Genomic DNA, 17,334 nt, shown 5'->3' on the forward strand with positions numbered 1-17,334 from the left:
CGCGGCGCGGCGCGGCGACGGTGCGGGCGGGCGCGGCTCGGCGCGGCGCGATGACGGCGCGCCTGACCGCGGTTCGGCGCGGCGCGATCTCGCCACGGGGGAAGTGGCATGAACGCGGTCTGGCTCACGATCGCCGTGCTCGCCGTCGGCACGGTCGCCACGAAGGTCGTCGGACCGCTCGTCCTCGGCACCCGCCCGCCCAACGAGCGAATGCTGTCGATGACCGGTCTCGTCGCCCCCGCGCTGCTCGCCGCGCTCGTCGTCTACGAGACGCTCGGCGCCCACGGCCAGGGCATCACGATCGACGCCCGTGCCGCCGGCCTCGGCGCAGCGCTGCTCGCGATCCTCGCCCGCGCACCGATGCTCGTCGTCGTGCTCGTCGCCGCCGCGGTGACCGCCGGCGTGCGCGCGCTCACCTGAGCCTCGCGTCCCGCCGGCGACGCCGCCATGGATCCAAGTCGTATACCGGGGACAGACCCCGGTATACGCGCGGTATGCAAGTCGTACACAGGGGTCTGACCCCGGTATACGTGCGGTATGCATGGGCGGGTGGCGTTTAGGTCGCCGTTAGGGCGGGGAGGAATTCGGGGGTCGGGAGCCTGGTAGGGGAGGAGACGCCATGAGGACGAAGTCACGTTCCATCGCGATCTGGACGGCGGTTGCGGTGGTTGGTGCGGTGGCGTGGGGCGTGATCGCCCTCGTGCGCGACGAGGAGATCAGTGCGGCATGGTTGATCGTCGCGGCGGTGATGTCGTATCTGATCGCGTATCGGTTCTATGCGCGGTTCATCGCGTACAAGGTGCTCGGGGTTGACGCCCAGCGGGCGACGCCCGCGGAGCGGCTCGAGAACGACGTCGATTTCCAGCCGACCGACAGGCGGGTGCTGTTCGGGCATCACTTCGCCGCGATCGCGGGCGCCGGCCCGCTGGTGGGGCCCGTCCTGGCCGCGCAGATGGGCTATCTGCCGGGGACGATCTGGATCGTCGCGGGCGTGATCTTCGCCGGCGCGGTGCAGGACATGGTGGTGCTGTTCTTCTCCATGCGCCGCGACGGCAAGAGCCTTGGGCAGATGGCACGCGACGAGATCGGGCCGGTCGGCGGCGCGGCGGCGCTCGTCGCGGTGCTGGCGATCATGGTGATCCTGCTGGCCGTGCTCGCGCTCGTCGTCGTCAACGCGCTGGCGAACTCCCCGTGGGGCACGTTCAGCATCGCGATGACGATCCCGATCGCGTTCTTCATGGGCTTCTACATGCGCGTGCTGCGACCGGGCCGCGTGCTCGAGGCCACAGCGATCGGCGTGGCGATGCTGCTGACGGCGATCGCGCTCGGCAAGGTGGTGCAGGACTCGAGCCTCGCCGACGCCTTCACGCTGGAGCCGGAGACGCTGGTCTTCTGCCTCGTCGCCTACGGCTTCATCGCCTCGATCCTGCCGGTGTGGATGCTGTTGGCGCCCCGCGACTACCTGTCGACCTTCATGAAGATCGGCACGATCCTGCTGCTCGCGATCGGCATCCTGGTGACCCTTCCGGTGCTCAAGAACGCGCCCGTGACCGAGTTCGCCCACAACGGCGAGGGCCCGGTGTTCGCCGGCTCGCTGTTCCCGTTCGTCTTCATCACGATCGCGTGCGGCGCGCTCTCCGGGTTCCATTCGCTGATCGCCTCAGGCACCACGCCGAAGATGATCGAGAAGGAGACCCAGGTCCGCTTCATCGGCTACGGCGCGATGCTGATGGAGTCCTTCGTCGCGGTCATGGCGCTCATCGCCGCCTCGATCATCGATCCCGGCCTCTACTACGCGATGAACGCGCCCGCGGCGCTGGTGGGATCGACCGTCCAGTCCGCCTCCGAAGCCGTCAACGGGCTCGGCTTCGCGATCACGCCGCAAGCGCTCGATGCGGCAGCCCGCAGCGTCGAGGAGACCACCCTCATCGCCCGCACCGGCGGCGCACCCACCCTCGCGGTCGGCATGTCGAGCATCTTCGCCGGCGCCACGGGCGAGGGCCTGCGGGCCTTCTGGTACCACTTCGCGATCATGTTCGAGGCCCTGTTCATCCTCACCACGGTGGACGCGGGCACGCGGGTCGGGCGCTTCATGCTCCAGGACACGCTCGGCAACGTCTACAAGCCGTTCAAACAGGTCTCGTGGAAGCCCGGCGTGTGGTTCTGCAGCGCGGTGATCGTCGGCGCGTGGGGCTACTTCCTCTACGCGGGCGTGACCAACCCGCTCGGCGGCATCAACCAGCTCTTCCCGCTCTTCGGCATCGCCAACCAGCTGCTGGCCGCCGTCGCGCTGACCGTCTGCACCGTGCTGCTCATCAAGCACGGCAAGCTCAAGTGGGCGTGGGTGACCGGCATCCCGCTGGCCTGGGACGCGGCCGTCACGCTCACCGCGAGCTACGAAAAGGTCTTCAGCTCGAATCCGAAGCTCGGCTTCTTCGCGCAGCGCGACAAATTCAGCGACGCGATCGCGCAGGGACAGGTCCTCCCACCCGCGAAGTCGATGGACGACATGCACGCCGTGGTCACGAACTCGACGGTGGACGGCGTGCTCGCAGCATTCTTTGCGATCCTGGTCATCGTCGTGATCGCCGACGCCACCCGCATCGCCATCAAGGCCATCCGCGCAGGCGGCCTGCCGACCACCGAAGTCCCGGCCGAGGCGTCGCATCTGGACGCCCCGTCGGGCCTCTTCACCCGCGACACCGAAACCGCGCACGAGCCGGCGGGGCGGACGTGACCACCCCGCGCGAGCTGGCCAAGGGCCTGCACTGGTACCTGCGCGAGGTGTCCGGGGAGTCCGCGTACGACCGTTACGTCGAGCACCGCCGCCGGGAGCACCCGGGGGAGCCGGTGATGGGGCGGCGCGACTTCGAGCGCCGCCGCCAGGACGCCCGCGAAGCCCGCCCACAGGCCCGCTGTTGCTGAAACTCAGAGCGGCGGCGTCCCCGTTCGCCGCGATCGAACGCGAACGCTGGAGGCAGCTCGGCGGCAACGGCACGACCGGCCTCGCCTATGACGAGCTCGCCGGGTTGAGCGGCCTCGGCGAGCCGGTCGCGGTCGACGAGGTCTCAGACGTCTACGTCCCGCTCGCGCGGCTGCTGGCGATGCGGATCGAGGCCGCGCGCGAGTTGTCGGCCAAGCAGGGCGAGTTCCTCGGCGAGACCCTGCGCGTGCCGTATCTGATCGCGCTCGGCGGCAGCGTGGCGGTGGGGAAGAGCACCGCGGCGCGCCTGGTCGTACGCCTGCTGTCGAGCCTCAGGCCGGATTGGCGCGTCGAGCTCGTGACCACCGACGGCTTCCTGCTCCCGAACGCGACTCTGATCGAGCGCGACATCCTCGCCCGCAAGGGCTTCCCCGAGTCCTACGACCGCCGCGCGCTGCTGCGCTTCGTCGCCGATCTCAAGAGCGGGATCCCCGAGCTGCAGGTCCCGCAGTACTCGCACCTCACCTACGACGTGCTCGACGAGACGCAGCGCGTGCGCTCGCCCGACGTGCTCATGCTCGAGGGCGTCAACGTCCTCCAGCGCGGGAGCGGGCGGGTCTACGTGTCGGACTTCGTGGACTTCGCGCTCTACCTCGACGCGGAGGAGGACGACGTCCGCCGCTGGTACCTCAGCCGCTTCCTCAAGCTGCGCAGCGGCGCGTTCCAGAACCCCGACTCCTACTTCCACCGCTATGCGCAACTCACCGACGACGAGGCGGTCGAGGTCGCGAGCGGGATCTGGGAGCGGACCAACCGCCCCAACCTGCTCAACAACATCCAGCCCACGCGCCCACGCGCCGACGTCATCCTCGAGAAGGGCGCCGACCACTTCGTCTCGCGCGTCCTCCTGCGCCGCGCGTAGTCCCGTAGGGTCTACGAGTGCACTACGACTACGACTGGCTGGTCATCGGCTCCGGGTTCGGCGGCAGCGTCAGCGCGCTGCGGCTCGCGCAGAAGGGCTACAAGGTCGGCGTGGTCGAGTGCGGGCGGCGGTTCGCCGACGACGAGTTGCCCAAGTCGACCTGGGACGTGCGCAGGTACTGGTACGCGCCGAAGCTCGGCCTCAACGGCATCTTCCGGCTGACGATCTTCAAGGACGTGGCGATCGCGTCCGGCTCGGGCGTCGGCGGCGGCTCGCTCGGCTACGCGAACACGCTCTACCGCGCGCCCACCCGCTTCTACGAGGACGCGCAGTGGGCTGGGCTGAACGACTGGCAAGTCGCACTCGCCCAGCACTACGAGGAGGCGGAGCGGATGCTCGGCGTCGCCACCTACGACGAGGACGACCCTGCCGACGACTACCTGCGCGAGTACGCGGAGGAGATCGGCGCGGCCGCGACCCACGCCAAGACCCGCGTCGGCGTGTTCCTGGGCGAGGCGGGCGTGACCGTCAAGGATCCGTTCTTCGGCGGGGACGGCCCCGATCGCACCGGCTGCCTGCGCTGCGGGCGTTGCATGGTCGGCTGCCCGCACGGCGCCAAGAACACGCTCGTCAAGAACTACCTCTGGTTCGCCGAGCGCGCGGGCGTGAACGTCATGGCAGAGCGCATGGTCACCGATATCAAGCCGCTCAAAGCAGCCGACGGCGCCGACGGCTACACGATCACCACCGAGCGCTCCGGCGCGTGGGTGCGGCGCGGCCGACAGACCATCACCGCGAAGGGCGTCGTCGTCGCCGCCGGCGCGCTGGGCACCAACCGCCTGCTCGCCACCTGCCGCTTGAACGGCTCGCTCCCACACATCTCGCCCCGCCTCGGCGAGTTGGTGCGGACCAACTCGGAGGCGATCCTCGCCGTCACGCTGCCCCACGGCTCGCCGGACGTGATCCGGCGCGTGGCGATCACCGGCTCGATCTACCCCGACCCGGACACCCACATCGAGACCGTCGTCTACGGCGACGCCGGCAACGCCATGTGGGGCCTGTTCACCATGCTGACCGCGGACGGCACCCCGCTCACGCGGCCGCTGAAGCTCGCGGGCGCGGCGGTGCGCCATCCGCGCACGCTGGCGAAGACCCTCAACCCGAGGAAGTGGTCGGAGCGCACGATCATCGTGCTCGTGATGCAGTCGCTGGACAATGCGATCTCGCTGCGGGCGCGAAAGGGCCGCAAGGGACGCGTCCGCTTGAGCACCGAGCAGGACCCGGAGCGCCCGAACCCCACGTTCATCCCCGTCGCCAACGCGTTCGCGGAGTGGCTGGCCAAGCGCACGGGCGGCATCGCGCAGAGCTCGATCATGGAGGCCGCGGCCAACATCCCTTCGACCGCGCACATCCTCGGCGGGGCCGTGATCGGCGAAAGCCCTGCAACCGGCGTCGTCGACGCCCGCCAGCGGGTCTTCGGCTACGAGAACCTGCTCGTCACCGACGGCGCCGCGATCCCGGCCAACGTCGGCGTCAATCCGAGCCTCACGATCACCGCGCTGGCCGAGCACGCGATGACTCACGTCCCGAGTGCGTAGCCTAAGCGGGAGTGTCAGTCGCTCCCGCTGAGGTCAAACTCCCCGAATCCGACGAGGACCAGGCCGCGGATCGACCGTGGATCGTCATCGTCTGGAACGACCCCATCAACCTGATGAGCTATGTCGTCCTGGTCTTCCAGAAACTGTTCGGTTACGACCGGGCGAAGGCGACGGAGCTCATGCTCGACGTGCACCACAAGGGCCGCGCGGTCGTTTCCAGCGGCACCCGCGAGAAGGCCGAGCTGGACGTCTTCCGCCTCCACGAGCACGGCCTCTGGGCCACGATGAGACAGGACTGATGTTCGGCCGCAACCGCCCACGCCCGCGCGTGTCACCGCGCGACGGCAGCTACGTGCTCAACCTCGACGATCGCGAGCGCGAGCTGATCCGCCAGATCCTCGGCGAGATGCGCGCGCTGCTGATCCTCGACGCGACCGACCCGCGGGTCCGTCGCCTGTACCCCGCCGCCTACGCCGACGACGCGAAGAAGGAGGAGGAGTACCAGCAGCTCACCCACGAGGAGCTGCGTTCGAGCCGGCTGGCGAACGTCGATGCCGTGGAGGCCTCGATCGCCGCGGAGCTGCTGACCGAGGAGCAGTTGACGGCCTGGATGCAGGCCATCAACTCGTTGCGGCTCGTCCTCGGCACGCTCCTGGACATCAGTGACGACGACCAGGAGCTGGCGTTCGACCCGGATGACCCGGAGGCTCGCACGCAAGCTCTCTACGGGTATCTCGGCGGCTTGCTCGACGAGATCGTCGACGCGCAGCTCGAGGTGCTTTGAGAGCCCGTTGAAGACTCCCGGTGCGCCCGCTGCGGCACATCCGCAGCGCCTCGCGCCACCCACGCTGCTCACGTGCCAGAGGCACGCATCGCGAGCGCGTGCGGCCCGAGGCACTGGCGGCCGCACCACATCGGTCGGACCGATCAGTCTTCAACGAACTCTTAGGCAGGGACACCCGGGAGCCGATCCTCGGTGGCGGCATCGTCACGGGGGACGACGACCAGCAGCGCGGCGTAGGCGAGCAGCGCGGCGCCGCCGGTGACGAGGGTGGCGAAGACCCAGCCGACGCGGACGACGGTCGGGTCGACGCCGAAGTGCTCGCCGAGGCCGCCGGAGATGCCGCTGACGTACTTGTCGGTGGACGAGCGGGTGAGTCGGTGGGGAGGAGTCGTGTTCATGGGATGCAAGATCGCGCAACCCGGGCCCTTCCACCATTGGGAATGACCCTTAGGGTCCCCGGGGGCCCCTAGGGTCCGACCAGGAGCGAACGTACGTCCAACCGATGGCGGATCGCCGGGCGATGAACCTACCTTGAGCATCGATGGGCGCCATCACCTTGCTCCTGGCCGTTGCCGCGCTGCTCGCTCCGCCGCGGACGACGGTGTTCGAGATGCCGTCGGAGAGCCTGGGCTGCTCGGTGCCCGCGAGAACCGGGTCACCAGGCGACCCAGCCGCCGTCGACGGCCAGGATGTGGCCGGTCACCATCGCGGCGCCGTCTGACACGAGATACAGCACCGCGGCCGCCACGTCCTCGGGCTCGCCGATCCGCCCCGCCGGGATCCGCCGCAGCACGTCCTCGCGGAACCCCGGTTCAGCGAACATCGGCTCCGTCAGCGGCGTGCGGACGAACGTCGGCGCGACCGCGTTGACCGTGATGCCCGCCGCGGCCCACTCGACGGCCAGCGCCTTCGTGAGCCCGTTGACGGCGTGCTTGCTCGCGCAGTAGACCGCCCGCCCCGGGTAGCCGACGCTGCCCATCTGCGAGGACATGAGCACGAGGCGTCCTGGCCGTGCCGCGTCGAGCAGGAGGCGGCCGAACGCCTGGGCGGCGACGAACGTCGCCCGCACATTGAGGTCCATGACCGCGTCGAAGTCCTCCAGCGCCGCGTCGACCGTCGGTCCGGGCCGGTTCGTGCCCGCCGAGGCGACGAGGATGTCCAGCGGCGCCCGCGCGTCGGCCTCGGCGATCACACGCTGCACCGCCGCCGGGTCGGTCACGTCGGCGACCGCACCGTGCAGGCCGCCCTGTGCCTCCTCCACGGCGGACGCGAGGTCCGACGCCGTGCGTGCGACGACCGTGACCTCGGCGCCCTCCCGCGCCAGCGCCAGCGCGCACGCCCGCCCCAGGCCGCGGCCGGCCCCGGTGACGAGCGCGTGCCGGCCCTGCAGCGAGCCGGTCATGACCGGAACCGCTCGACCCGCACGTCGCAGGACCGGGCGTGGCCCTCGAAGTTCTCGATCCGGCACTGGCGCGCGCAGATCTCGCCGATCTCGGCGCTCGCCCGCGGGTCGCACTCCTGGTAGGTCACCGTCTTGAGGAACTTGCCGACCCACAGCCCCCCGCTGTAACGCGCGCCGCCGCGCGTCGGGAGCACGTGGTTGGTGCCGATCGTCTTGTCCCCGTACGCCACGGTCGTGCCCTCGCCGAGGAACAGGGCGCCGTAGTTGCGCAGGCGCTCGAGCGCCCAGCGGGGCTCGCGGGTGAGGATCTCGACGTGCTCGAAAGCGAGCGCGTCGGCCAGCACCGCGGCCTCCTCGAGGTCGCCGACGAGGTGGATCTCGCCGTGCTGCTCCCACGCCACGCCGGCGATGTCCGCGGTCGGCAGCCCGACGAGCTGGCGCTCGATCTCGCGCAGCGTCGCGTGGGCCAGGCCCTCCGAGGTCGTGACGAGGATCGCCGGGGACGTCGGGCCGTGCTCGGCCTGTCCGAGGAGATCGGCCGCGACCAGCTCGGCGTCGACCGAGTCGTCGGCCACGATCAGGATCTCGGTCGGGCCGGCGATGAGGTCGATGCCCACCTCGCCGAAGAGCTGGCGCTTGGCCTCGGCGACGTACGCGTTGCCCGGCCCGACGAGGAAGTCGACGCGCTCGATCGTCTCCGTCCCCACGGCGAGGGCCGCGACCGCCTGCACGCCGCCGAGGATCCGGATCTCGTCGGCGCCCGCGAGGTGCATCGCCGCCACCGTCGCCGCGGGAGGCCGGCCGGCGAGCGGCGGGGTGACCGCCGCCACCCGCTCGACTCCGGCCACCTTCGCCGTGATCACGCTCATGTGGGCGGAGGCGACCATCGGGTAGCGCCCGCCGGGCACGTACGCGCCGACGTTCGCGATCGGGAGGTGGCGGTGGCCGAGCCGGACGCCCGGCAGCGTCTCGACCTCGACATCGGTCATGGTCGCGCGCTGCGCCTCGGCGAACGCGCGCACCTGCCGCTGGCAGAACCGCAGGTCCTCGATGACCTGGTCCGGGACCTCCGCGACGCAGCGGGCGATCTCGTCCTCGCTGAGGAGGAACGACTCCGGCGACCACTGATCGAACCGCTCGGAGTAGTCGCGGACCGCGGTGTCGCCGCGCCGGCGGACGTCGTCGATGATCGCTTCGACGGTGCCGCGCACGTCCGGGCCGCCGCCGTCGCCGTCACCGGTCGCGACGGCCGGCGCCTTGATGACTCGGGAAGTGGAATGCATGAATACGTATGCATACTACGATTCAGGCGTCTTGGCCACCACCACCCGTGACGTCGCACGTGAAGCGGGCGTCTCCCAGAGCACCGTCTCGCGCGCGCTGAACGGCGACCCGCGCGTCGCGCCCGAGACGCGGGCGCTCATCCAGGCGGCCGCCAAGCGGCTGAGCTACCTGCCCAACAGCGCCGCGCGCAGCCTGATCACGCAGCGCACGGACACGATCGGGATCCTGATCGGCGAGATCACCAACCCGTTCTATCCCCAGCTCGTGGACGTCCTGCACGACGAGTTCACGCTCGCGGGCTTCAGGACCGTCCTGCTCAACGAGCGCGCGGACGCCGGCCGGGCGGACGAGCTGTTCCCGCAGCTGCAGGGGCGCTTCGTCGACGGCATCGTCATCGCCAACGCGATGCTCGGCGCGACCTTCGTCGACGACTTCCACAAGCAGGGCATCCCGGTCGTGCTGCTCAACCGCGACGTCGACGACGCGCACGTCGATCGCGTGGTCTCCGACAACACGGGTGGGGGCGAGGTCGCCGCGACGACGCTGGTCGAGCTCGGGCACCGCAGGATCGGGCTGATCGGCGGGCCCGCGAACGCGTCGACCGCGCGCGACCGCGCCCTCGGGTTCGAGCGCGGCCTCGCCCGCGCCGGCCTCGAGGTCGCATCGCGCCGGGTGGGCGAGTTCACGCACCAGAGCGGCTACCAGTGGTGCCTGGAGCTGCTGCGCGAGCCTGCGCCGCCGACCGCGATCTTCGCCGCCAACGACGTCATCGCCTTCGGCGTCCTCGACGCGGCGAAGCGCATGGGCATTCGCGTCCCCGAAGACCTCTCGGTGATCGGCTACGACGACATCGAGATGGCCGGCTGGGAGCTGTTCGGCCTCACGACGGTCCGCCAGCCGCTCTCGCAGATGGCCAAGGCCGCCGCCCGCATGCTGATCGAGCGGATCGAGGGCCGCGTGGTGCGCGAGCCTGCGCGGCTGGTCTTCCCCGCGAACCTCATGCGGCGGCAGACGACTACGTATGCATGATCGCGGCAAGCCGCAAACACGTCAGGCGATCTGCGTCGGCGCCGGCGGCGCGACCTGGGTCGCCTCGCCGGTGTTCTCGAGCGTCTCGGCGCGCAGCTGGGCGGCGCGGATGCTGTCGCCGGGGCCGCCCCGCGCCTCGAGCATCGCGGCGTAGTCGTTGCGGACCATCGCGAAGCAGTGGTCGATGCCACCCGCGGCGTTGCGCTCGATCGCGGTGTCGAAGTGCACCTCGGCGTGCGGGTAGTCGCCCGTCGTGAACGCCAGCAGGCCGAGGTAGCGCTCAGCCGAGCCCATGCAGTTGGCCATGCCGACCATCACGTTGCGGTCGCGATGCTCGAGCAGCAGGTCGTAGAGCACGCGGGCGCGCTCGGCGTCGCCGACGACCGCGCAGGTCTGGGCGAGCAGGCACATGCTCGCCATCCACAGCATGTCGCGCGGGATCGCCGCGATGTCGGTGCCTTCGAGCACCTCGCGGGCGGCGTCGAGTTGACCCGACTGCGCGAGCGAGAGCGCGAGCACCGGGCGGTTGGTGCCGAGCTGCGGGTTCTCGCGCGCCTGCGTCTCCAGCAGCTCCGCGAACTGCCCGAGCGCATCGTGGCGCCATGCGACCGAGAGCTGGCGGCCGGCGGCCTCGATGTCGATCTCCGGAGCCTGCGCGCGGCGGCCGATCTCGTACGCGCGCATGATCAGCGCCTGCGTCTCCTCGCCGCGGTCGGCGAGCATCGCCCACATCGTCTCCCAGCGCACCGCGAAGTGCTGGTAGGTCGGCTGGCGCAGCTCCTCGGCCAGGACGGCCAGCCCGCGGCTCTCGGCGCGCGCGTCGTCGACGTTGCCGGACTCGAGCAGGTGGTAGATGTGCCAGTGCAGCGCCATGGCCTTCAGCTCACGGTCGCCGAGGCGCGCGGCGAGGTCCAGCAGCTCGCGAGCGAGCCCCACACGCTGCTCGAGGTCGGCGCTCTGCACCAGCGCGGTCTGGCGGCTCTCGAGCGCGGTCATCAGCGCGAGCGGGTCGCCGCTGCGGTGGGCGAGCTCCAGCGCCCGCGCGCTCAGCGCCTCGACGAGCTCGCCCTGGCCGGCGAAGTGCAGGACGTTGGCCAGCCGCGCCTGCAGCTGGGCGGCGAGCGCGTCGTCGTCGACGACGAGGTCCAGCGCGGCCTCCAGCAGCGCGATGCCCTCGGTGTCGATCGCCGCGGCCTGCGCGTAGCCCATCGTGCGGCCGAGCGCGGCGTGCGCGAGCGGCTCCGCGAGACCCTGTGAGCGGGCGAGCTCCGCCGCCCGCGCGAACGTCGTCGAAGCGCTCGCCTCCCCGCCACGTGACTCCGCGCCGCCGAGCGCGAGCAGCAGCGTGCAGCGGCGCTCGTCGTCACCCGCGTCGAGTCGCTCGAGCGCGTTCCGGTACTGCGCTGCGGCCTCCTCGTAGGCGAACGCGGCGCTCGCCTCGTCACCCGCCCGCACCGAGAAATCGACCGCCTTGCCCTCGCGGTCGAGGTGGCGGCTCTCGAAGTAGTGGTGGGCGACCTCGGCGGGCGCCGCGCGGCCGACCTCCTCCAGCGCGCGGGCGATCCGGTGGTGCGCGCGCACCCGCCGGCTCGTGCTCTGGCGCTCATAGAGCGTCTCGCGCACGAGCGCGTGGGTGAAGACGAAGCGATCGGCGGCGTCCTCGACCTCGGCCACCAGCGCCGCGTCGGTCGCCTCTTCCAGGGCGGAGATGATCCGGTCCTCGGGCTCCTCCACCAGAGCCTCGAGCACCTCGAGGTCGAACTCGCGGCCGATCACCGACGCCACCGTGAGCAGCTGGTTGGCGGTCTCGGTGAGGCGGGCGAGGCGGGTGCCGATCAGGTCCTTGACGCCTTCGGGCACGCCCGCGCTGCCGCCCTCGGCGAGGCTGCGCAGGGTCTCCTTGATGAAGAACGGGTTGCCGTCGGTGTTCTCGTGCAGGCGCAGCACGAACGAGTCGCTGATCTCGCCCGCGCCCTGCGTGTCGACGAGCGCGTGCGTCTCGGCGTCGTCGAGTCCGCTCAGGTCCAGCCGCTCGTACGTGGTGTCGCGGTTCAGGCGGGCGAGGAGGTCGGTCAGCTCCTCGCTGCGATGGCCGTCGGCGTCGCGGATCGTGCCGAGCACGAACTGGCGGGCGGGCTCGCCGTCGGCCAGCAGGTGGGCGAGCAGGAGCGCGGTCGACGTGTCCGCCCACTGGAGGTCGTCGAGGACGAGCACCACCGGCGCCTCGCGGGCGGCGTGGGCGAGCAGGCGGGTGACGGCCTCGAAGAGCCGGTAGCGGCGCGTCTCGCCCGCCTCGGCCAGCGGGCTCACCGCGTCGGTGTCGGTGGGCCGCCGCAGCGCGGGGACGAAGCGCGCGAGCTCGGCCAGCTCCGGCTCGAGCTCCTTCGGCAGCGTCAGCGTCTCGCGCTGGGCGAGGTAGTGCTGGACGGCGGTCACGAACGGCTGGTAGGGGACGAGCGATTCGAGGTCGCAGCGGCCGTAGAGCACGATCGCGCCGTCGGCGTGCGCCTCGCGGGCGAGCTCGGTCGCGAGCCGGGTCTTGCCGATGCCCGGCTCGCCGGAGAGGAGCGCGAGTTGCCGCGTGCCGTCGGCGGCGCGGGCGAAGCGCTCGCGCAGGCGTTCCAGCGGCGCCTCGCGGCCGACGAACGCGCCGGTCTCCGCGGTCAGCGCGCCGGGAAGGGCGACGCCGCGCGGGCGCGGGAGGGGCGTGTCGGCGAACTTCCAGCCGGGTGCGCGCTCACCCGCCGCGAGCCGGCTGACGCCGCGCGCCAGCGACGGGCGGTCGACGGCGCTCAGCGCGGCGCGAGCGAGGTCCCCCGCCGAGGCGTAGCGCTCGCGCGGGTCCTTGGCGAGCGCCTTGGCGATCACCCCGTCGAGGGCGGGCGGGACCTCTGGGACGAGCGCCGTGACGGACGGCGGCGGCGATTCCAGGTGGGCGTAGAGCTTGGCCGCGAGCGTGTCCTGCGGGTAGGGCACGCGGCCGGTGAGCGCCTGGAAGAGCACGCAGCCGAGGGCGTAGGCGTCGGTGCGCGCGTCGACGGGCTGCTCGTTGAGCTGCTCGGGCGCGGTGTAGTCGAACGTGCCGACCAGCGTTCCCGCCTGCGTGACCTGGGTGTCCGAGTCCAGGAACTTCGTCAGCCCGAAGTCGGTCAGCAGCGCGCGCTCGCTCGCGCCCGGCGCCTCGATCAGCACGTTGGCCGGCTTGACGTCGCGGTGCACGAGCCCGGCGGCGTGGGCGGCGTCGAGCGCCGCCGCGACCTGGCCGATGATGACGGCGGCGCGGACCGGGTCCAGCCGGGTCTCGACCGCGATCAGCCGCGCGAGGTCGGTGCCGTCGACGTAGCGCATCGTCACGTAGAGCAGGCCCTCGTGCTCGCCCGCGTGGTGGATCGGGATCACGTTCGGGTGCTGGATCAGCGCCGCGGCCTCGAACTCGTGGCGGAAGCGGGTGCGGAACTCCGCGTCGTCGGAGATGTTCGCCGCGAGCACCTTCAGCGCGACCTCGCGCTTGAGCGGGACGTGCAGCGCGCGGTAGACGATCCCCATGCCGCCGCGCCCGGCCACGCCGCGGATCACATGATCGGCGAAGGTGGCGCCGACGGCGAGCTCGTCCATTGCAGGGCCGTATTAGCAGTCACCCGAGCACGGCGCAATGGCCTGTATATCCGTCCGTTCACGTCGTCTTTGGTCTAGGTCCGCCCGCGTTCGCCGGCCGTCCGTCTACGGTCGGTCTTGTTCACCGCATCAACGCGCCGGAGGGGCGCCGGGGATGCCGGCCATTTCTTCTCGCCGGGAGGCGACCTTGTTCCAGCTGTCCCGCCGTGCCCTGCCGTTCCTTCTGGCCGTGCCGCTGCTCGCGTTCGCCGCGCCGGCCGCCCAGGCCATGCCGCCGGTGGTCACGCTGTCTTCGCCGGTCGGGCACCAGGCGGTCAACCCGCCGTCGTTCGCCGGCACCGCCGGCAAGAACGAGTGGGAGAGCTCCGAGATCGCCGTCGACATCTACGCGGGCAACGGCGTGGCCGGCAAGCCGATCGTCATCGGCAACGCGATCCTCAGCCGCGAGACCGGCGCCTTCAGCGGCACCCTCCCGGCGGCGCTGGCCGACGGCACCTACACCGCCCAGGCCCGCCAGTCCAACTCCGAGCAGGAGATCGGGAGGTCCGAGCCGCTGGTCTTCACGATCGGCGCCGAGGCCACGCCCACACCCACGCCGACGGCCACCGCCACGCCTGAGCCCGCTCCCGTCGTCGCCGCCGCGACGCCCGAGCCCACACCCGCCCCGGTCGTCGTCGCGCCGGCCACCAAGCCCGCCGCCCCGTACGTCTGCGCCAGCCGCCGCGACTTCACCAAGCACGTCTTCCGCCCCGCCGGCACCAAGCTGCGCGTCGCCGCCACGCTCAACGGCCGCAAGCTCAAGAGCAAGATCGGCGACGAGATGATCCGCATCCGCGTGAACCTCCGCGGCGAGCCGAAGGACACCTACACGCTGCGCGTCGCGATCACCCGCACCCGCGCGGACGGCAAGCGCATCACGACCGTCGCGGTCGAGCAGATCAACTACCACACCTGCATCCCGACCAAGAAGCCGAGCTACTAGTTAGAAGACGTTCTTCGTCAGCCAGTCGCTGCTGAAGAACGCGAGAAAGAGCGGCACGAGCGCCCACATCAGCGGGTGGATCTTGGCCGCCTTGCCCGTCGCGACCATGGTCGCGACGTAGCCGAGGATGCCGAGGCCGATCCCGGCGCTGATCGAGAACGTCAGCGGCACGCCGGCGATCACCAGGAACGCGGGGATGCCCGCCTCCGGGCGGTTCCAGTCGACCTCGGCCACCAGCCGCATCATCAGGTAGCCGATCATGATCAGCGCGGGGGCGATGGCCGGGTGCAGACCCGCTTCGCCCACGCTCTGGCCGACGACCGCGGTCAGCGGCACGAAGAAGATCGTCAGCAGGAACAAGAACGCGGTGACGACGCTCGCGAGGCCGGTGCGCGCGCCCTCGGCCACGCCCGCGCCGGACTCGACGTAGGTGGTGACGCTCGAGACGCCCATGATGCCGCCACCCGCGGCGGCCGCCGAGTCGACCAGCAGCAGTTGCTTGAGCTTCGGCGGCTGGCCGTCATCGTCGAGCAGGCCGCCGGCGCTCGACACCGCCACCGCGGTGCCGATCGTGTCGAAGAAGTCGCTCACGAAGAGCACGAAGATCACCGGCACGAGCGCCCAGGTCAGCGCGTCGGCGAGGTAGTGCGGGGCGAGTGCGTCGCCGATCGTCGAGAAGTCGCTGCTCGTCGGCCATTGCGCGACCTTGTCCGGGGCGTCGAGGACGCCGAAGATCAGGCCCACGACCGTCGAGGCGAGGATCCCGAGCAGGATCGCGCCGCGCACGCCGCGCGCGGTCAGCACGATCATCACCAGGAGGCCCGCGAGCGCGACCATCGGCGCGCCGCCGGTCAGCACGCCCAGGCCGATGCCGGTCGCGTCGTTGTTGACCGTGATGCCGGCGTCGCGGAAGCCGACGAGCGCGATGAAGAGGCCGATGCCGACGCCGATCGAGAGCTTGATCTCCATCGGGACCGCGCGCATGATCGCCTCGCGCAGGCCGGCGATGACGAGGATCAGCGCGACGACGCCCTCGATGATCACGCACGCCATCGCGACCTGCCACGGCAGCTTGCGCCCGAGGATCAGGTCGAAGGCGACCACCGCGTTCAACCCCAAGCCGGACGCCAGCGCGAACGGCAGGTTGGTCAGCAGGCCCATGGCGAGCGTGAAGATCGCCGCCGCCAGCGCCGTGGCCACGGCGACCGCGTTGAACGGCAGCCCGGCCTGCGACAGGATCGCGGGGTTGACGAAGACGATGTAGGCCATCGTCAGGAACGTCACGAAGCCGCCGAGCACCTCGGTCCGCGCCGTCGAACCGCGCTCGTGAATGGAGAACCGACGCTCGAGAGTGCTCGACATGCCGCCGGAAGCTATATCCGCTTCCGGCGGCAATGAAACGGCGTGCGCTAGCGGTTCGTCACTTCACGCGCGAACGTCTCGAAGACGTCCACGTAGCGCTGCAGGTCCGCGTCGGTGTGCAGCACGGAGAGCGTCCACTCCTCGTCCTGGCCCGGCGTCATGAAGATGCCGTTGTTCATGTGGTAGAGCCACGCGAGGTCGGTCAGGTCGTGGTGGATGACCGTCAGGTAGTCGCGGTACTCGCGCACCGGCGTCTCCGACATCACGACGCAGCCCTTCGAGCCCAGGCCGACCGTGTGCGCCGGGAGGCCGTACTCGGCGATCACGCGATCGCAGCCCGCCATCAGCTTCTCGTTGGCGGCGTGCAGCTGCTTGTAGGCGTCCGCGGTCAACACGTCGAGCAGCGTCGCCTGCGCGGCGGCCATCGTCAGCGGGTTGCCGTTGAACGTGCCCTGCTGCTTGACCTGGCCCGCCTCGATCAGCGCGGCCAGCTCGTCGGTCATGCCGATCGCGCCGCCCGGGAGGCCGCCGCACATCGCCTTGGCGAGGCAGACGACGTCGGGCGTGACGCCGAACAGCTCGGTCATGCCGCCGGCGGCGACCGCGGCGCCGGTCTTGACCTCGTCGTAGATCATCACCGTGCCGTTGGCGCTGCACAGCTCGCGCACCTTGTCGAGGTAGCCCGCGACCGGCGGGACGATGTTGATGTTCATCATCGCCGGCTCCATGATCACGCCCGCGACGCGCTCGTCGAGCGCGCCGGCCAGCGCCTCGGCGTCGTTGAACGGCACGACGCGCGTGTTCTCCGCCGTGCCGGGCGCGAAGCCGAGGCCGTACGGGACCGGGTTCGGATGCGACCGGTCGCCCATCGTCTCCGGCGAGGGCTTGACGGAGATCATCACCGCGTCGTGATGCCCGTGGTAGGTGCCCTCGATCTTGACGATGATGTCGCGGCCGGTGTGGCCGCGGGCGAGGTGGATGGCGTCCATCGTGGACTCGGTGCCGGAGTTCGTGAAGCGCCAGTGGGGGAGACCCCAGCGCCGGCGCAGTTCCTCGGCGACGATGATCGAGCCTTCAGTCGGCGCGGCGAAGTGCGTCCCCTCGTCCATCCGTGCCTTGACGGCGGCGGCGATCGTCGGGTTCGCGTGGCCGACGCACATCACGCCGAAGCCGTTGTGGAAGTCGGTGTACTGGTTGCCGTCGACGTCCCAGACCTGCGAGCCGCGACCGTGGGTGAGGTACGTAGGCCACGGGTCGTTCTTCTGGAACTGCGACGGCACGCCGCCGGGCATGACGGCCTTGGCGCGCTCGTAGTACTCGCCGGACTTGGCGGTCCGCTCGAGAAGGCGCGCCCGCTCACGCTCCATCAGAGCATTCACGCGATCGCGATCGATGTGCTGCAGGGCAGGCAGAGCTGCGGACATGCGAAAGCA

Annotated in this window: 15 protein-coding genes; 9 read left to right on the top strand and 6 right to left on the bottom strand. The window is 70.9% G+C overall.

Translation table 11 applies throughout. The annotated features are described in order from the left end of the window. Window positions 1–108: 108 nt before the first annotated feature. The 7 genes from OM076_RS21150 (at window position 109) to OM076_RS21180 (ending at window position 6,227) form a co-directional block, all read left to right on the top strand. Window positions 109–420, top strand: a complete 312-nt coding sequence (locus OM076_RS21150) for an AzlD domain-containing protein (RefSeq protein WP_270042050.1) — start codon at window positions 109–111, stop codon at window positions 418–420. Between the two features lie 199 nt (window positions 421–619). Further along, the gene (locus tag OM076_RS21155) at window positions 620–2,737 is read left to right on the top strand and encodes a carbon starvation CstA family protein (protein ID WP_270042051.1); all 2,118 of its coding nucleotides are present in this window, start codon (window positions 620–622) and stop codon (window positions 2,735–2,737) included. Next, window positions 2,734–2,925: a YbdD/YjiX family protein gene (locus tag OM076_RS21160; protein ID WP_270042052.1), complete on the top strand. Its 192-nt coding sequence runs from the start codon at window positions 2,734–2,736 to the stop codon at window positions 2,923–2,925. Before OM076_RS21155 ends, OM076_RS21160 begins: the two co-directional genes overlap by 4 nt. After that, the gene (coaA, locus tag OM076_RS21165) at window positions 2,919–3,845 is read left to right on the top strand and encodes a type I pantothenate kinase (RefSeq protein ID WP_270042053.1); all 927 of its coding nucleotides are present in this window, start codon (window positions 2,919–2,921) and stop codon (window positions 3,843–3,845) included. The genes OM076_RS21160 and coaA overlap by 7 nt, the downstream gene beginning before the upstream one ends. Before the next feature lie 17 nt (window positions 3,846–3,862). Further along, window positions 3,863–5,443, top strand: a complete 1,581-nt coding sequence (locus OM076_RS21170; RefSeq protein WP_270042054.1) for a GMC oxidoreductase — start codon at window positions 3,863–3,865, stop codon at window positions 5,441–5,443. 11 nt (window positions 5,444–5,454) lie between these two features. Beyond that, window positions 5,455–5,742 (top strand): ATP-dependent Clp protease adapter ClpS, encoded by a 288-nt coding sequence (gene clpS, locus OM076_RS21175; RefSeq protein ID WP_270042055.1) that lies wholly within the window; start codon window positions 5,455–5,457, stop codon window positions 5,740–5,742. Then, window positions 5,742–6,227 (top strand): DUF2017 family protein, encoded by a 486-nt coding sequence (locus OM076_RS21180; RefSeq protein ID WP_270042056.1) that lies wholly within the window; start codon window positions 5,742–5,744, stop codon window positions 6,225–6,227. Before clpS ends, OM076_RS21180 begins: the two co-directional genes overlap by 1 nt. Before the next feature lie 161 nt (window positions 6,228–6,388). Here the strand turns inward: OM076_RS21180 and OM076_RS21185 are convergent, their stop codons facing one another. From OM076_RS21185 to hisD, 3 genes are all read right to left on the bottom strand, one after another. Then, window positions 6,389–6,625 (bottom strand): PspC domain-containing protein, encoded by a 237-nt coding sequence (locus tag OM076_RS21185; protein ID WP_270042057.1) that lies wholly within the window; start codon window positions 6,623–6,625, stop codon window positions 6,389–6,391. Between the two features lie 257 nt (window positions 6,626–6,882). Further along, the gene (locus OM076_RS21190) at window positions 6,883–7,629 is read right to left on the bottom strand and encodes an SDR family NAD(P)-dependent oxidoreductase (RefSeq protein ID WP_270042058.1); all 747 of its coding nucleotides are present in this window, start codon (window positions 7,627–7,629) and stop codon (window positions 6,883–6,885) included. Beyond that, complete coding sequence (gene hisD, locus OM076_RS21195) at window positions 7,626–8,912, bottom strand: histidinol dehydrogenase (RefSeq protein ID WP_270042059.1); 1,287 nt, start codon at window positions 8,910–8,912, stop codon at window positions 7,626–7,628. Before hisD ends, OM076_RS21190 begins: the two co-directional genes overlap by 4 nt. Window positions 8,913–8,943: 31 nt before the next feature. On the opposite strand from hisD, the gene OM076_RS21200 reads away from it, so the two are divergent. Beyond that, window positions 8,944–9,942, top strand: coding sequence for a LacI family DNA-binding transcriptional regulator (locus OM076_RS21200; RefSeq protein WP_270042060.1), 999 nt, complete (start codon window positions 8,944–8,946; stop codon window positions 9,940–9,942). Window positions 9,943–9,963: 21 nt separating this feature from the next. Here OM076_RS21200 and OM076_RS21205 read toward each other — a convergent pair whose 3' ends face one another. Further along, window positions 9,964–13,557, bottom strand: coding sequence for a serine/threonine-protein kinase (locus tag OM076_RS21205; RefSeq protein WP_270042061.1), 3,594 nt, complete (start codon window positions 13,555–13,557; stop codon window positions 9,964–9,966). Window positions 13,558–13,711: 154 nt separating this feature from the next. Between OM076_RS21205 and OM076_RS21210 the strand changes: the two genes are divergently transcribed. Further along, entirely contained in the window at window positions 13,712–14,539 is an 828-nt protein-coding gene (locus tag OM076_RS21210; protein WP_270042062.1) for an Ig-like domain-containing protein, read from the top strand. On the opposite strand, the gene OM076_RS21215 is transcribed toward OM076_RS21210, so the two are convergent. Then, window positions 14,540–15,901 carry an NCS2 family permease gene (locus OM076_RS21215; RefSeq protein ID WP_270042063.1) on the bottom strand — a complete coding sequence of 454 codons (1,362 nt, stop codon included), beginning with the start codon at window positions 15,899–15,901 and terminating at the stop codon, window positions 14,540–14,542. A 47-nt stretch (window positions 15,902–15,948) separates the two neighbouring features. Continuing rightward, window positions 15,949–17,325 (bottom strand): aspartate aminotransferase family protein, encoded by a 1,377-nt coding sequence (locus OM076_RS21220; protein ID WP_270042064.1) that lies wholly within the window; start codon window positions 17,323–17,325, stop codon window positions 15,949–15,951. Window positions 17,326–17,334: the final 9 nt, after the last annotated feature.

This window comes from Solirubrobacter ginsenosidimutans, assembly GCF_027587205.1.

Bases quoted from the DNA above. Each gene is read 5' to 3' on its own strand.
- OM076_RS21190 (WP_270042058.1), bottom strand. From the start codon at position 7,629: ATGACCGGCTCGCTGCAGGGCCGGCACGCGCTCGTCACCGGGGCCGGC.
- OM076_RS21215 (WP_270042063.1), bottom strand. From the start codon at position 15,901: ATGTCGAGCACTCTCGAGCGTCGGTTCTCCATTCACGAGCGCGGTTCG.
- hisD (WP_270042059.1), bottom strand. From the start codon at position 8,912: ATGCATTCCACTTCCCGAGTCATCAAGGCGCCGGCCGTCGCGACCGGT.
- OM076_RS21205 (WP_270042061.1), bottom strand. From the start codon at position 13,557: ATGGACGAGCTCGCCGTCGGCGCCACCTTCGCCGATCATGTGATCCGC.
- OM076_RS21220 (WP_270042064.1), bottom strand. From the start codon at position 17,325: ATGTCCGCAGCTCTGCCTGCCCTGCAGCACATCGATCGCGATCGCGTG.
- OM076_RS21210 (WP_270042062.1), top strand. From the start codon at position 13,712: ATGCCGGCCATTTCTTCTCGCCGGGAGGCGACCTTGTTCCAGCTGTCC.
- OM076_RS21180 (WP_270042056.1), top strand. From the start codon at position 5,742: ATGTTCGGCCGCAACCGCCCACGCCCGCGCGTGTCACCGCGCGACGGC.
- OM076_RS21155 (WP_270042051.1), top strand. From the start codon at position 620: ATGAGGACGAAGTCACGTTCCATCGCGATCTGGACGGCGGTTGCGGTG.
- OM076_RS21150 (WP_270042050.1), top strand. From the start codon at position 109: ATGAACGCGGTCTGGCTCACGATCGCCGTGCTCGCCGTCGGCACGGTC.
- OM076_RS21185 (WP_270042057.1), bottom strand. From the start codon at position 6,625: ATGAACACGACTCCTCCCCACCGACTCACCCGCTCGTCCACCGACAAG.